Here is a 15,030-nt window from a genome sequence, read left to right as displayed (position 1 = left end):
GCAAACGTAATTGATCTGACGCAGGAAGCCGACCCCCATGCACTACAGTTCCATCCTCCCCGATGTCCTCAAAATCGCAGACGCCGCCAGCGAAAAGGTCCTCAGCATCTACATGACGGACTTCAAGGTGGACTTCAAGGCGGACGAGTCGCCGATTACCGCTGCAGACATCGCCAGCCATCGGGTCATCGTGGAAGGCCTGCGCAATCTCAGCCACGATATCCCCGTGCTCTCGGAAGAGGGGGCCGAAATTCCCTGGAGCGAGCGCAAGCAGTGGCGGCGCTTCTGGCTGATTGATCCCATTGATGGCACCAAGGACTTCACCCAACGCACTGGCGAATTCACCGTTAACATCGCGTTGATTGAAAACGGCGAACCCATTCTCGGTGTGGTCACAGCACCTGCCTTAAAAGAAGCATACTGGGGCCTGAAAGGCGAGGGCGCCTACAAGCGGGATCGTACAGGCCGTAGCCGGCGGATCAGCGTAGTGGAGCCTGGCGAAACGAAACGTGTTGTGGCCAGTAAGAACCACTTGAACGAAGAAACCAGGGCCTTCATTGATAAACTGGGTGCCCATGAACTGGTGCAGGCGGGCAGTTCCCTCAAGTTCTGCAAAATCGCCGAAGGCCACGCGGATATTTACCCAAGGCTGGGGCCAACCTGCGAATGGGATACCGGTGCTGCCCACGCGGTGCTCTCTGCCGCAGGAGGGAAGGTAGAAACGTTGGAAGGCAGGCCTTTGCAGTACGGCAAAGAGGATGTGCTCAACCCTCAGTTCATTGCCGCTGGCAACTGGTACAAATGACCTGGTACGCATTACAGCACAAACCCAGTCAGGGCGACCGAGCCCTGACTCACTTGCAAAATCAGGACATCGCCTGCTTCTACCCGAAAATCACGGTGGAAAAAATCAAGGCGGGTAAGCGCACCAAACAGCTGGAACCCCTGTTCCCCGGCTACCTGTTCGTGAACCTGGAGCAAACCGACCCCATGTGGGCGAAGCTGCGCTCCACACGTGGTATCCTGCGAATTGTCAGCTTCGCCAACAAACCGGCTGCTATTCCGGACGATGTCATCCAGCACATTAAAGACAGCCTGCACACTGTTGCAGAGCAAGGTGGCATCAAGCCGGGCCAGGCGGTGGAGCTGGACGAAGGGCCGTTCAAGGGCATTGAAGCTATCTTCCAGGCCTACGACGGCGAAGAGCGCGCCATCGTTCTGATCAGCTTCATGCAGAAGCAACAAACCGTCAAAGTCCCCTTATCCACCCTCCATCGCCGTCGGTCGGATTAGGTCAGGCCGTAATCCGACCGACAATCCACACGATAAAAAGGAACTTTTGTTCACTACTCTTCGTCCTCAAAGCCGTCATAATGTCATTAACCTTTAACAAACGACGGTCCGCAATGGTAGAAAGCCCCCAGGGTCAACGACCCCGCTACGACGATGAAATCAGCCTGGTCGATCTGGCCGCCACATTTCTGAAGCGCCGGCGCGTGTTCTATGTCGTGTTTATCGCGATCACCCTTGCTGGCATCGCCTATGCGATCTTTACGCCAGAGAAATACGAATACGTTACCCTCGCCAAACTGGCCGAGAAATCTGGCGGAGAGTACATCGAAGAGCCTTCCACCGTTATTGCTGAGCTGGACAGTCTCTGGGTGCCGGATTTGCAGGCAAAGTTTCATGCGGAGAACAACCGTAGCCTGCCGTTTGGAGTAACAGCAAATAACCCTGAAGACACAGGGCTGGTGCGCATCGTGTCGGAAGCGTCAGCCTCCGCGGGCACGATGGTAGAACAAGCCCATCGTGAGCTGGTGGAGCGTTTAAGGTCGCAGCAAGAGCAGGCAGTGTCTGCGCTGCGCAAAAGTCTTGAGAGACAGATTGTTTCCCTGGACTCAACCATCGAAATGCTGGAGGGAGGGCAGGACACCGGTGACGCCATTGCCTCAGCCGTTGAAAAGCAGCTCTCACTGGAAGCAGATCTGGAATCGCTCGCGCCTTTTGAAGCCCTGGTTGTCAGCAGGCAAAGTGGTGAGCATACGGGGCCCGCGAGAAGCCTTGTTATCGTTCTGGCTGGATTGCTCGGATTGATGGCGGGCGTCTTTTTAGCGTTTTTCGCTGAGTTTATTGGTCTTGTGCGGAATCAGTTGGCAGGTGAGTGATCAGAATTTAAACGTTTGACAATTCTTCACTCCAGCGCGCCTGATATAGGGCATGTCAGGGTTATTGTCACTTGCGTGTCATATGGGATGCCGTAGAATCGTCACACTTCTGACACACGCACTATATTAACCCTGACAGGGATTAAGTCCGGGAACGACATTGCCGCAGTTTTCGTCCCTGTCTTACCCCCTCTAAACATGTAAATCTATGACCTCAAAACACTGGACCCTGGTCGGTGGGGCGGTAGCGTGCCTGATCGCCTCTACGCATTCCTCCATGGCTGTTGCCGCCCCCTGGCTGGAACCCGGCGACAACCGTGCCCGCTTCGCGTTGCAGAAACTGGCAGATCGGGGCCACCTGGACCGCACCACCTCCACCTGGCCGGTGATGATGGGCACCGTGCACAGCGGCCTTGGCCGGGACACCGGCAGCGACGCCCCGGCCATTGGCGGCCCGTTGGCCTACCTGAAGTTCGAGATGGACGAGCAGGGCAAACAGGGCTGGCGCGCGGAATACGAGCTGGGCGCCACGAATGAACCGACCTTTGTGAGGGGGTTCCAGGCCGGCCCCCGTGAAACGGCGGAAACCAGCCTCAACGTGCAATGGCAAGGTGAATCCTGGGCTTTTGGCCTAAAACCCGCCTTCGCAGCCAACCCGGAGGACGATGAATCCCTGCGCCTGGATGGTTCCTACCTTGCCGCCACCGCAGGCAACTGGGTATTTGGTGCCGGCGCCATCGACCGCTGGTGGGGCCCAGGCTGGCAGAGCAGTTTGATCCTTTCCAATAACGCCCGCCCCATGCCCGCCGTCTGGCTGAATCGCAAAGATGCCAGCGAACCGAAAACCAGCTGGCTGAAATGGATCGGCCCCTGGCAGTTCACCGTATTCGCCAGCCAGTTGGAAGACGAACGCGCCGTGCCGGAAGCCAAGATGATCGGCATGCGCCTGACGGTAAGGCCCATCGACGGCCTGGATATCGGCTTCTCCCGGGCCATCATGTTCGGCGGTGAAGGCCGGCCGGAAGGCGCCTCCACCATCTGGAACGCCCTGATCGGCCGCGACAACGGCCAACTGGAAGAGAACGACCCCGGCAACCAACTGGCCAGCATCGATGCCCGCTACGGCTTTGCAGTTGGCGACCAGGCCATGGGCGTCTACGGCCAAATGATGGGTGAAGACGAAGCCGGCGCCTTCCCGGCCCGTAAATCCTGGCTACTGGGCACTGACTGGACTACACAATTGCTGAGCAGCGATCAGCAATGGTTCGTCGAATACAGCAATACCCTGGCCGACGACTTCCTCGGCAATGCCATGCCCAACATTACATACGACCATTCCCGATACCGCAGTGGCTACCGCTATAAGGGCCGCAACATGGCCTCCACCTTCGACGGCGACGCGGAAACCCTGACATTGGGCGTATTCAACTTCTTCCCAGATGGCCGTAACCTCTCCGCCTCCCTGGGCTACCTTGATTTAAACAAAGACGGTGGCAACCGAACTGTCATCACGGACAACGATATTTTCTATAATGTGCCCAGCGGAGCCCAGAAAGCCGCCTTGGTGTCTCTAGGTTACGGCACACAATTTCTCAACGGTTGGATGGATCTAACAGTCCAGGCCACCGACAAAAAGATCGAACTCCTGGGTGGCGAGAAAGACCAATGGTCTGTCGGCGCCGCCTGGCGTTACCGCTTCTAAAAAACGGATTTGACTAAGTGAACCTGACCAAACGACTACTGATGTCACTGGCCCTTGTGTTGCCAGCAACCGCTGCCGCCCAATCCATAAGCCAGTCCCAGATTGAACAGTTCAAGAGCATGCCCCGGGCCCAGCAGGAAGCCTTGGCCAGCCAGTATGGGGTGGATCTGGATTCCATTGCCGGTTCGGCAGGCCAGCGGAACCAGCGGCCACAGAACGTGAATGTGGTAGAACCGGTGGACGCCATCTCCGACGAAGAAAGGGAGCGTGCCCGGCAAGAACAGGAAAACAACGAAGAGCAGGACCGCAAGAACGGTGGCCTGAAACCCTTCGGCTATGATTTGTTCGCTGGCAGCCCCACCACCTTTGCGCCGGTGACGGAAATCCCCATCCCCAACGACTACACCCTGGGCCCTGGCGACGTACTGAGGGTGCAGCTCTGGGGCAAGGAAAACCAGCAACTGGAACTGCCTGTCTCCCGCGATGGCACCATCAGCTTTCCCCAGTCCGGCCCGCAAACCATTGCCGGGCTGAGCTTCGACCAGGCCAGGCAGCAAATCAAAAATCTGGTTTCCGAACAATACATCGGCGTGCAAGCCAGCGTCACCTTGGGTGAACTGCGCAGCATGCGGGTGTTCGTGCTGGGTGAGGCAAGAAACGCCGGTTCCTACACCGTCAGCTCCCTTTCCACCATTACCAACGCTCTCTACGTATCCGGAGGCATCAAACGCACCGGCTCCCTGCGTAAAATCCAGCACAAACGGGACGGGCAACTGGTCGGCGAGCTGGACCTGTACGACCTGCTCCTGGCAGGCGATACTTCCGACGACAACCGCCTGCAACCCGGCGACGTCATCTTCATCCCGCCCGTGGGCGACCGCGTAGGCATAGAAGGCGAAGTCTATCGCCCCGCACTCTATGAGCTGAAAAACGGCACTAACCTGCAGGAACTGGTGAATCTCGCCGGTGGCCTGACCCCTCAGGCCTATCCACAACTGGTGCGCATCGAGCGCAACAATGACGATTTCCTGCGCATCATCGCCGAAGCCAACCTCACCACCCAGAAAGGCAAACAGGCGAGGGTACGCCCCGGTGACCGCATTGAAGTGGCCTCCATCTCCGACATCACCGGCCAATACGTGGAAGTGAAAGGTGCGGCCACCCGCCCCGGCCGCTATGCCTGGGTGCCGGGCATGCGAGTGAGCTCTGTTATCCGCTCCCTGGACAACGACCTGCTCAGGGAAGCCGACAAGCGCTACGCGGCCATCGTACGCACAGACTCTGAAACCGACACCGTATCCGTCATTAATCTGCGCCTGCGGCAAGCCCTGAACAATCCGGGCGGTGCGAATGACATTCGTCTGCAGGAGAAAGACCAATTCCTGATTTTTGCGGATGAAGGCAAGGTAAGCGCTAAGAGTGAAGACCAGAACGACATTGAACGCAATCGTGAGAAAGCAAGGCGCCGGAACCTTGAATTAGTGGAGAGAGAGAATGGCGAAGAGGGCGAAGAAGGTGAAGAAGACTACAGCCGCTTCAGCCGGGAGGTGTTGTTTGCACCGGTACTGCAAAGATTGAAAGCCCAGGCCAAACCGGGTGCACCCCAACAAACCATAGGGGTAACCGGCCCTGTACGTTACCCCGGAGAGTACCCCTTGCCGGCCTCCGGCAAAGTGGCCGACGCCATCTACGTGGCCGGCGGCCTGAAAGACTCCGCCTCCCTGTACACAGCGGAACTTGCCCGTTTTGGCGTGAATGATGAAGGCACCGGCGAAACCAACGTCATTAATCTTGACCTGCAGGCCGTTATGAGAGGTGACGCCTCAGTAACGCTGCAAAGCCGGGACCGCTTGCTGATCAAATCCATACCGGAATTCGCCCAGGCCAAAACCATCGAACTGAATGGTGAGGTACGCTACCCGGGCGAATACACCATCCGCAACGGCGAAACCCTGCGGGATGTGATCAAACGCGCCGGGGGCCTGACCGACAACGCCTTCCCTGAAGGCGCCATATTCACCCGTGAAAAACTCCGCCAACTGGAAGCCCAGCGCCTGCGGGAAGCTGAAGAGCGGCTGCAAAGTGATTTGGTTGGCGTGCAACTGGAAGGTGACGACTTCGGAGGTCAGAACGCAGAGCGTACCCAGCAGGTACAGGATCTACTGGAGGAAGTGCAGAGCTCTCGCCCAGTCGGCCGCATGGTAATTAACCTGGCAGCGGTTGTGGAAAGCGACGATTATCAGCCGATCCGCCTTCAGGCTGGTGACACACTAACAGTACCAACCATCCCGCAAGCCGTCAGCGTGTTTGGCGAAGTACAATTCCCCACCAGCCACCTTCATAGTGAAGGCTTGACCGTGGACGACTACCTGGAACGCAGCGGCGGCCCGACCCGCCATGCGGATGAGGAAAGGGTATACGTAGTGAAGGCCGATGGTTCGGTAATGCTGCCAGAGAAAAGCCGCTGGTTTGGTGGGCGCAGCCAGCAACTGGCACCGGGTGACACCATTATCGTGCCCATTGATGTGGATAGGCTGAACCAGTTGGAGCTTTGGAGTAACGTGAGCCAGATTGTTTATCAGATGGCGCTGGGTGCAGCGGCCGTGGGGAATCTGTAATGACCCGTTATGAACGTGTACCAGAATCGTCTGAAACCAGACATTGCTCGGATGATGAGATCGACATTCGGGAACTCTTTTTCACCCTGTGGGCGGGTAAATGGATCATTATCATTGCCACTGCAGCTTTCGCAGCAGGTGGTGTGGTATACGCGCTTAGTAAGCCCGATATCTACCAAGCGAGCGTTTTATTGGCTCCAACTGAGGGCAGCAGTGGTTCTGGCCTGAGCGGCCAGCTCGGTGGCTTGGCCAGCCTTGCTGGTGTAAGTATCGGTGCAGATGCTTCCAGTAAGACGGTAATTGCGAAAGAAGTGCTGCAGTCCCGCGCATTTCTTTCTGACTTTATCAGTCGTCACGAACTTGCTGTTCCGTTGATGGGGACCAATGGCTGGAATTTTCGTGAACGCAGTTGGGTCTTCAATCATAAGGTCTACAACGCGGATGCCGCCGAGTGGCGCAACAATTCAATGCCGACAAACTGGGATCTAGTAAAAAAGCTCAAAGAGCAGCATGTAAGCGTTAGCGAAAATGAAGAAAACGGTATGGTGACTGTTAGAGTGAAAAGCCAGTCTCCTGTAGCTGCACAGCAATGGGCGACGTGGCTAGTTCGCGATATCAACGAATATATGCGGAGTCAAGATATCGAGGAAGCCGAGGCGAGCATACAGTATTTGAAAACCAAACTGACTGAAACCAATATTACTGGTATGCAGCAGGTATTCTATCAACTTATTGAACGCGAAACGCGGACGGTCATGCTGGCAAATGCCCAGAGAGAGTATGTGTTCAAAACAGTTGATCCTGCTGTAGTGCCTCAAGAGAAAAGCCAGCCAAAGCGAGCGTTGATTGTTGTAGTTGCCTCAATGTTAGGTGGAATGCTAGGGGTAGTAATTTTGTTCTTTAGAGCCTTTATTCTCTCCTGTCCGCCACAGCGAACGAGCAGGACAGATTGACTGAGCATAAAAAGTTTGAACGAGTTGAGCTCCAACATTTCCTTGACACTACATAATTAGGCAAACTTTAGTTGAAATCCATACTACGCCACCTTAAAGGAGAGGGGTTAAAGGCCCAATTACTTCGCGGGGCCGGAGGATCGGCCGGAATCGAGGCTGTTAGTATGTTGCTCTCTTTAGTTAGCGGCGTACTACTGGCGAGAACACTTGGGCCTGAAAATTATGGCACTTACAGCTTTGCTCTTTCCGTGATCGCCCTGCTAAGTTTACCTGTTAAAGCAGGCCTTCCTACACTCCTAGTTCGGGAAATTGCAACAAATCAACTAATAGAGCGTTGGGGTCTTATACAGGGCCTTTTGCGCTTTTCAAATGGAGTAGCGCTAGCGTTTTCAGTGCTCGTTGCTGCTCTAGCGACCCTTTGGTTTTCTTGGAGAGGTGATGTAGACGCAAGCATTTTCTTGTGGGGTGTTTGGCTCCTGCCTCTAATGGCCTTGGAAGCTGTACGTGCTGGTATTCTGAGGGGGATGCGCTGGATCCTCAGCGCTCAGGTACCGGAAAAGCTAGTCAGGCCCTTCGTTTTAATCCTAATGCTTGGCACTGGACTATTTTTGGGCTGGGAACTGACAGCCCTCGCTGCAATGCAATTTCAACTAATAGCGGCTTTCGTTGCGTTTGTGATTGGTTCAGCTTTATTATCCAAAGCCTTGCCCGGAAATGTAAGAAGGGCTACGCCTGAGTATGCGCTTAAACCATGGATTGCTAGCCTGGTACCTTTAACATTATTTGTGGGTTTAAAACTCCTTGACTCTCAGGTTGCTGTGCTTTTTTTGGGCATTCTTGCAACAGCGGAAGAGGTTGGTTTATTTCGTGTGGCTGCTACAGGGGCCGGGCTCGTCGCGATCGGGCTGCTAGCAGTTAACATGGCTATGGCTCCTCAAATTGCCAGGCTGTATAAAGCTGGTGAAATGAAAAAGCTTCAGAAAGTGATAACTTTCAGTACACGAGCTGTTTCAGTTATTTCATTTCCTATCGCGATTATATTCATTGTTTGGGGAGAATGGGTTATTAGCTTTGTGTTTGGTGAAGAGTATGCAGAAGCCGCAACGGCTCTTGCAATATTGTGTATCGGGCAATTAGTTAATACCTCTGCAGGATCTGTAGGATTGGTTCTTAATATGACTGGCAATGATAAGTTGACGTTTGTTGGCGCTACTATTGCACTAGTAACCAACAGTATTCTTGGGCTAATTTTGATTCCTTTGTTCGGCTTAAATGGCGCTGCAATAAGTTTTTCCCTTTCAATATCTGTTTGGAATATTTTTCTATTTATCATGGTTAAATGGAAGGTTGGTATAAATACGTTTTTTGTTTATTGGTGATTTATTAATCTAAATAGAGATTATGAGTGTAAGATGGGAAAATCGACTTTAAGATATAGAGAAGCTTTGGCAAAATATAGAATTTCCTTGAATTGCTCGATTACTAATAATAGCTTAAAGCATAGTAGATCGGGTTTTCTCCCTTCACTTTTTCTAGGTGGCGCAGATAAAGTTAAGCGCGCTACCGCTCGTGCTAATTATTTGGTCCTCCGTGGGGAAGTCAATGAGGCTGGTGAAAGGCTGGCAAACATTGTGGAGAAGTTTCCCAAGTCAAGGGCTGCAATTATTTCTTTAGGGAGTTTGTTAAACCAAGTTGGTTGGGAAGGTCATGAGATTGCATGGACGAGGATTTTAAAGCAGTGGAGTTGGTTTGATAGGCCTGAAAAAATTAATTTAGGGAATTTTCCATTTTTCGCGCTGGGGGTTGAGCTAGCCCTTGTTTGTGAACCAAGATTGGCAGATCTGGCGATTAAGAATGTTTATTTTCCGTTTATTTGGAAGTATGAGCGAAAAGACAAGAAAGACTATGACCCCATATTTTATTGGCATGTTCCTAAAACCGGCGGGACGTCTGTAAATTACAATCTGTCGAAGGTGTGGTATAGATCAGACACTCAGTTTCTTCCTTCTTACACTACACGCGGCTTTTTTTCCTATGTGGTCGAAAATCATGATGGTGTCCTACCATATATAAGCTCTGCGCATATGTCTTCCAGCGATTTCCCGATAAAATCTATAGAGAGATATAGAAAGTTGGTTGTACTAAGGGATCCTAAAGAGCGTGCTTTATCTGCTTGGCGACAATACAGAGAAAACCCCGCAAGCAGGTTGATCGTCCTGCCTCAGCACGGGTTTGTTTGGGACTTTTTTCCAGTTCTCGATTTTAAAAACTGGCTTAAAACAGCCCCCCTTGAAGTTGTAAATCCGTTAAGTTGGACATTTTCTGGTTATTCGTCCCCCCAATCTTTGGGCCTGTCCAGAGCAATCGACGATGCAATTCTAATTAAGAACCTCGACTCCTTCGGCGATGAGTTATTGCAAAGCTTAGGCGTAGAAAATAGTAGTGAAGGATTTCGAGTATCGAAAAATATTACAAATAAGTCGATTAAAGAAGGCGAAATTGACTGGGAAGGAGTTGTGAGATTTCTGAATCCTGACTACTCAATTTATAACCAACTAAAAACCACCCCCAATGCCTTGGTTTAAACTTTTAATGCAGAGTTAATTTATGTTGAGAAACTCCACTATTCTTGTAACAGGCGGCACTGGCTCCTTCGGACATAAGTTCATTCCGATGACTCTTGAAAGGTATAATCCCAAAAAGATCATCGTTTTTTCTAGAGATGAGATGAAACAATGGGAAATGGCGAAACTATTTCACGGGGACGAGCGTCTGCGTTTCTTCATTGGAGACGTAAGAGATAAAGAGCGCCTTTATCGTGCATTGGATGGCGTTGACTACGTCGTCCATGCGGCTGCTACTAAAATCGTTCCCACAGCTGAATACAATCCCTTTGAATGTGTTAAAACCAATATTCATGGTGCTATGAACCTGATCGATGCTGCCATCGATAAAGGTGTTAAGGGAGTAGTTGCACTTTCTACAGATAAAGCGAGCAGCCCCATCAACCTCTATGGTGCAACCAAGCTAGCCTCTGACAAATTGTTTGTGGCTGGCAATTCCTATTCTGGGGGGCACGAAACTAAATTCTCCGTGGTCCGATACGGCAATGTCATGGGGTCCCGTGGTTCCGTCATTCCCTTTTTTATGTCCATCAGAGATAAAGGGGTCCTTCCCATTACTGATCCACGCATGACACGCTTTATGATCAGCCTAGAGCAGGGGGTGGAGTTGGTATGGCACGCCTTTGAGGATATGGTGGGGGGCGAAATATATGTGAAGAAAATCCCATCCATGAAAGTGACTGACCTTGCCCAAGTGGTAGCGCCAGGGGCAAAGCAGGAAGTCGTTGGCATTCGTCCGGGCGAAAAGCTGCATGAGCAGATGATAGGTGCTGAGGATTCGCACTTTACCTACGAGTATCCGGAACACTTTAAGATACTTCCCAATATTAACGACTGGGGTACGTGCGAGAATAGGATAAAGGATGGGGAAAAGGTGACTGAGGGTTTTGTCTACTCCAGTGACAATAATACAGAGTGGATGACAGAGCAGGATTTGCAGGACTGGATTGACAGAAACTACAGCGAAATCGGAAAGATCTGATTTAACTGTTGATTGGAGAAGAACTTGTGAGATTTTCGTTGCTAGGCATCGATGTAACCTTGAGTCGGGCCAAGCGTGACCAGGACAAGCTCGAACTGTCGGACATAAAAGTGGTTAATCAAGAAACGATTACCTACATAAAAAATCTGGCCAAGGAAGATATCAATCGTCGGATTTCATCGGTAAGCCGGTCATCCACGGAAGATCTTGATAGCCTAAAGCAGTGCTTAGATCATAACGGTATTGTTGTCATACCAGATTTCATACCAGAATTGCTCATGAAACGGGTCTCACCTATCATCGCCAGCGTGCGGGATGCTATAGCCCGGTTTATCCAATCCGACGATTCACTCGTTGAAGAGCCAACAGTCCTATTCCAAAAAGGGACTGCAAAGTTGAATGGATACCAAGCACTCTCCTCCCATGAAAAGTCGGTGGTGCAAGTGAGGCGTGGTCAGGACCAGGGCATGGTAGATATCTTTAATGTTGATAGATGGAAGCAAGAATTAGGTGAGGTGCTCAGACCATACTTTGAAGACCCGAAAATTCTGGAGATTATGAGGTCAGATTCTGAGCAAGTCAGAGCCAGAAATCTCAACTTGTATGTCAACAGTAATGTTGACCAAACAAGAGGCTTCCACGTTGACTCCTATAGCAGACAGTTGAAGGGATTTATCTACCTTGAGGATTGCATTTCATTGGACGATGGGCCTTATACTTATGTGAAAGGAAGCCACCGACCCTCAGCTTACACAAAGCTAAACAAGCATGTGTCCTCAGTATTGCCGAATCTGACGGAAACACCTTCGGTTCCCTTGGAAAATATACTGCCGGTCCTTGCTAAAAAAGGGTCTTTGGTTATTTCTGACCAAGGTGGCAGTCATCGTGGCTTCCCGCAGTCGAACGGGCACAATCGTGTCGTTGCGGTGATGAACTATAAGTAGTGATCAAAATGAGCAGCATCGCAAGCGGAAGCAAATGCCAATGATTCCTTACGGTAAGCAGGATATAACTCAGTCAGACATTGATGCGGTGCTTAAGGTGCTGCAGTCAGACTTCCTGACCCAGGGACCGAAGGTGCCTGAGTTTGAAGCCAAGGTGGCGGGCCATGTGGGCGCAAAACATGCCGTGGCGGTAAACAGTGCAACCTCAGCGCTGCATATTGCCTGCCTGGCCTTGGGGCTTGGTGAAGGTGACTGGTTGTGGACCACACCCATCACTTTTGTCGCCTCAGCCAACTGCGGCCTTTACTGCGGCGCCGGTGTTGACTTTGTGGACATTGATCCCGGCACCTACAATCTGAGCCCGAAGGCGCTTAAGGCCAAGTTAGAGCGCGCTAAGGGAGAGGGCCGACTTCCTAAGGTAGTGGTTGCAGTGCATTTGTGTGGCCAGCCTTGTGACATGGCAGCGATAGGCGAGCTGGCAAAAGAGTATGGGTTCAGGGTGGTTGAAGATGCCTCCCATGCAATTGGCGGTAAATACCAAGGGGAGTTCATCGGAAGCAGCCGACATAGTGACATAACGGTATTTAGTTTTCACCCAGTCAAAATCGTGACGACAGCTGAGGGTGGCATGGCTGTAACGAATAATGACTTGTTGGCAGAGAAAATGAACCTGCTGCGGAGTCACGGCATAACTCGGGACCCTTCGTTGATGACCCATGAGCCCGATGGCCCCTGGTATTACCAACAAGTGGATCTTGGCTACAACTACCGAATGACTGAGCTGCAGGCCGCCCTTGGCGTAAGCCAGATGCATCGCCTTGACGATTTTGTGGTCAAGCGCCATGAGCTAGCAAAACGTTACGACCAACTTTTGGCTGACCTGCCTTTAACATTACCTTGGCAACATCCGGACAGCTACAGCGGCCTGCATCTCTACGTGGTCCGTTTACAACTGGGCAGTACCAGCCGCGGCCATCGGGAAATCTTCCAAACTTTAAGGAATCAGGGGATCGGCGTAAATCTACATTATATCCCCGTTCACACCCAGCCTTATTATGAGCGGATGGGATTCAAAAAGAGCGATTTCCCGCAATCCATGGCTTATTATCGTGAGGCGATCAGTTTGCCAATGTTTCATGGCCTTACAGAACATCAGCAGGATGAGGTCGTTGCAGTGCTTAGAGAGATTCTGGGTAAATCACCATGAACAGCATAAAGCGTGTAGCTGTCATCCCTGCTCGGGGCGGAAGCAAACGAATCCCCCGTAAGAACATTAAAGAATTCTGCGGTAAGCCTATGATTGCCTGGTCGATCGAGGCAGCAAAAGCCAGTGGTTGTTTTGATCAGATTATTGTGTCAACCGATGATACCCAAATTGCCAAAGTAGCCCAGCAATATGGCGCCAGTGTGCCATTTATGCGCCCCGCTCAACTATCTGATGACTACACCGGCACCGTTCCCGTAATCCGCCATGCTATTAAGTGGCTGGAAGACAATGGTCAGTCTGTCGCGCAGGTATGTTGCATCTATGCCACCGCACCCTTCGTCACCTCTGAAGACTTGAGGCGTGGCCATGATTCGCTGATGCACGAAGGTTGCAGTTACGCCCTTTCCGTAACCAGCTACGCATTTCCGATACAACGAGCCATTCGCATATCAGGACAGGGCCGCGTATTGATGTTTTGTCCCGAATATTTCCAGACAAGGTCGCAGGATCTGGAAGAAGCTTGGCACGATGCAGGTCAGTTTTACTGGGGAACGGTACAGGCCTGGCTAGAAGAGACCCCCATCTTTGGTGAGGGCTCTGTACCTGTGAAGTTACCCCGCCATCGGGTACAGGATATTGATACCCAGGAAGATTGGGTGCGTGCTGAATGGTTGTTCAAGGCTCTGCGAGGGCAGGGAGTATAGTGATGCTTATAGCCTTCCGCACCGATTCTTCTATTCAAATTGGCACCGGTCACGTTATGCGCTGTCTTACCCTGGCAACAGAGTTGCGCAGTCGCGGGAATCGGTGCGTATTCATTTGCAGGAGTCATGAAGGGGATCTGAATAACCTTATTGCCCAAAAGGGGTTTGAGGTACATCGTTTGACTGGAGCTGAACAGCTAGAATCAGGAGGCCCTGAAGGGCCGTCTCTGGCCCACACTCAGTGGCTGGGTACCTCATGGTGGCAGGATGCCGAACAGTCCCTGAGTGTGCTGTCAGATATTCGGCCGGATTGGTTAGTAATAGACCACTATGCCTTGGACGCATGCTGGGAAGATCTTGTGGGCGATTCAGCCGATAAGATCATGGTGATAGATGATTTGGCTGATAGGCAGCATAGCTGTCATCTACTACTGGACCAAAATCTGGGCCGACAGGCCGAAGACTACAACGGACTGGTGCCAGATACTTGTGCCCTACTAATAGGTCCCCGCTATGCCCTGTTGCGACCTGAGTTTCCGAAGTATAGAGAACGTAGTCTGGAGCGCCGACGCAACCCTGAGCTCAAGCGTATACTGATTTCTATTGGGGGCGTAGACCGTACTAATGTAACAGGCCAGGTTTTGGATGCTCTCACGCGGGTTAAATTAGGTGAGGAAGCAGAGCTTGATATTGTTATGGGCATTGCGGCACCTCATTTGGATATAGTTCGCCGGAAAGCTGAGGAGTTAACTTGCAGTGCAACGGTGAGTGTAAATGTTTCTGATATGGCTGAACGTATGTGTCTGGCGGATGTGGCTATCGGCGCAGCCGGCGGCACTGCGTGGGAACGATGTTGTCTAGGCTTGCCTTCGATTTTAATAATACTCGCCGAAAATCAGGTGGCCGGTACAATGGCACAGAAAAATGCGGGTGTGGCGATGGCAATCCCAAACTCCGTACAAGTATCAGAGTTGTTGCCCGAGTTGGTTAAAAAGCTAACTAACCCGGATGTATTGAGGGAAATGTCAGGGGCCGCTGCAAGTATAACCAATGGTCGGGGGACGGATGAAACGGTTAAGCGCATGGAGAGGCTTCAAAGTGAGTGAACAGGGGGGGCAAGCGCTTCGAATC

At 51.9% G+C, this 15,030-nt stretch carries 13 protein-coding genes; all 13 read left to right on the top strand.

Annotated elements, in window-relative coordinates; translation table 11 throughout:
- The first annotated feature begins 37 nt into the window (after positions 1–37).
- The 13 genes from cysQ to pseG all read left to right on the top strand — a co-directional run bounded on the left by cysQ (position 38) and on the right by pseG (position 15,005).
- Positions 38–805 carry a 3'(2'),5'-bisphosphate nucleotidase CysQ gene (gene cysQ, locus MDG893_RS12425; protein WP_007154136.1) on the top strand — a complete coding sequence of 256 codons (768 nt, stop codon included), beginning with the start codon at positions 38–40 and terminating at the stop codon, positions 803–805.
- Positions 802–1,293 carry a transcription/translation regulatory transformer protein RfaH gene (rfaH, locus tag MDG893_RS12420; RefSeq protein ID WP_007154135.1) on the top strand — a complete coding sequence of 164 codons (492 nt, stop codon included), beginning with the start codon at positions 802–804 and terminating at the stop codon, positions 1,291–1,293. The genes cysQ and rfaH overlap by 4 nt, the downstream gene beginning before the upstream one ends.
- Positions 1,294–1,406: 113 nt before the next feature.
- A complete protein-coding gene (locus MDG893_RS12415; RefSeq protein WP_007154134.1) occupies positions 1,407–2,165 on the top strand; it encodes a Wzz/FepE/Etk N-terminal domain-containing protein in 759 nt (252 codons plus the stop codon).
- Between the two features lie 208 nt (positions 2,166–2,373).
- Positions 2,374–3,867 (top strand): capsule assembly Wzi family protein, encoded by a 1,494-nt coding sequence (locus MDG893_RS12410; RefSeq protein ID WP_007154133.1) that lies wholly within the window; start codon positions 2,374–2,376, stop codon positions 3,865–3,867.
- A 17-nt stretch (positions 3,868–3,884) separates the two neighbouring features.
- The gene (locus MDG893_RS12405; protein ID WP_007154132.1) at positions 3,885–6,485 is read left to right on the top strand and encodes an SLBB domain-containing protein; all 2,601 of its coding nucleotides are present in this window, start codon (positions 3,885–3,887) and stop codon (positions 6,483–6,485) included.
- Positions 6,485–7,438 carry a Wzz/FepE/Etk N-terminal domain-containing protein gene (locus MDG893_RS12400; protein ID WP_007154131.1) on the top strand — a complete coding sequence of 318 codons (954 nt, stop codon included), beginning with the start codon at positions 6,485–6,487 and terminating at the stop codon, positions 7,436–7,438. Before MDG893_RS12405 ends, MDG893_RS12400 begins: the two co-directional genes overlap by 1 nt.
- Positions 7,439–7,509: 71 nt before the next feature.
- Positions 7,510–8,817: a flippase gene (locus MDG893_RS12395; protein WP_157132830.1), complete on the top strand. Its 1,308-nt coding sequence runs from the start codon at positions 7,510–7,512 to the stop codon at positions 8,815–8,817.
- Between the two features lie 33 nt (positions 8,818–8,850).
- Entirely contained in the window at positions 8,851–10,023 is a 1,173-nt protein-coding gene (locus MDG893_RS12390) for a sulfotransferase family 2 domain-containing protein (RefSeq protein WP_040474564.1), read from the top strand.
- Between the two features lie 22 nt (positions 10,024–10,045).
- A complete protein-coding gene (gene pseB, locus MDG893_RS12385; RefSeq protein ID WP_007154128.1) occupies positions 10,046–11,044 on the top strand; it encodes a UDP-N-acetylglucosamine 4,6-dehydratase (inverting) in 999 nt (332 codons plus the stop codon).
- Between the two features lie 26 nt (positions 11,045–11,070).
- Positions 11,071–11,988, top strand: coding sequence for a hypothetical protein (locus MDG893_RS12380; RefSeq protein WP_040474563.1), 918 nt, complete (start codon positions 11,071–11,073; stop codon positions 11,986–11,988).
- Between the two features lie 40 nt (positions 11,989–12,028).
- Entirely contained in the window at positions 12,029–13,195 is a 1,167-nt protein-coding gene (gene pseC, locus MDG893_RS12375) for a UDP-4-amino-4,6-dideoxy-N-acetyl-beta-L-altrosamine transaminase (protein WP_007154126.1), read from the top strand.
- The gene (pseF, locus tag MDG893_RS12370) at positions 13,192–13,899 is read left to right on the top strand and encodes a pseudaminic acid cytidylyltransferase (RefSeq protein ID WP_040474562.1); all 708 of its coding nucleotides are present in this window, start codon (positions 13,192–13,194) and stop codon (positions 13,897–13,899) included. Before pseC ends, pseF begins: the two co-directional genes overlap by 4 nt.
- A 2-nt stretch (positions 13,900–13,901) precedes the next feature.
- The gene (gene pseG / locus MDG893_RS12365) at positions 13,902–15,005 is read left to right on the top strand and encodes a UDP-2,4-diacetamido-2,4,6-trideoxy-beta-L-altropyranose hydrolase (protein ID WP_007154124.1); all 1,104 of its coding nucleotides are present in this window, start codon (positions 13,902–13,904) and stop codon (positions 15,003–15,005) included.
- Positions 15,006–15,030 lie beyond the last annotated feature (25 nt).

The organism is Marinobacter algicola DG893, from assembly GCF_000170835.1.
GTDB classification, from domain to species: domain Bacteria; phylum Pseudomonadota; class Gammaproteobacteria; order Pseudomonadales; family Oleiphilaceae; genus Marinobacter; species Marinobacter algicola.
This window is presented reverse-complemented; position numbering and strand designations above follow the sequence as displayed.

Coding starts and splice junctions, on each gene's coding strand:
- cysQ (WP_007154136.1), top strand. CDS start 38: ATGCACTACAGTTCCATCCTCCCCGATGTCCTCAAAATCGCAGACGCC.
- rfaH (WP_007154135.1), top strand. CDS start 802: ATGACCTGGTACGCATTACAGCACAAACCCAGTCAGGGCGACCGAGCC.
- MDG893_RS12415 (WP_007154134.1), top strand. CDS start 1,407: ATGGTAGAAAGCCCCCAGGGTCAACGACCCCGCTACGACGATGAAATC.
- MDG893_RS12410 (WP_007154133.1), top strand. CDS start 2,374: ATGACCTCAAAACACTGGACCCTGGTCGGTGGGGCGGTAGCGTGCCTG.
- MDG893_RS12400 (WP_007154131.1), top strand. CDS start 6,485: ATGACCCGTTATGAACGTGTACCAGAATCGTCTGAAACCAGACATTGC.
- MDG893_RS12390 (WP_040474564.1), top strand. CDS start 8,851: ATGGGAAAATCGACTTTAAGATATAGAGAAGCTTTGGCAAAATATAGA.
- pseB (WP_007154128.1), top strand. CDS start 10,046: ATGTTGAGAAACTCCACTATTCTTGTAACAGGCGGCACTGGCTCCTTC.
- pseC (WP_007154126.1), top strand. CDS start 12,029: ATGATTCCTTACGGTAAGCAGGATATAACTCAGTCAGACATTGATGCG.
- pseF (WP_040474562.1), top strand. CDS start 13,192: ATGAACAGCATAAAGCGTGTAGCTGTCATCCCTGCTCGGGGCGGAAGC.
- pseG (WP_007154124.1), top strand. CDS start 13,902: ATGCTTATAGCCTTCCGCACCGATTCTTCTATTCAAATTGGCACCGGT.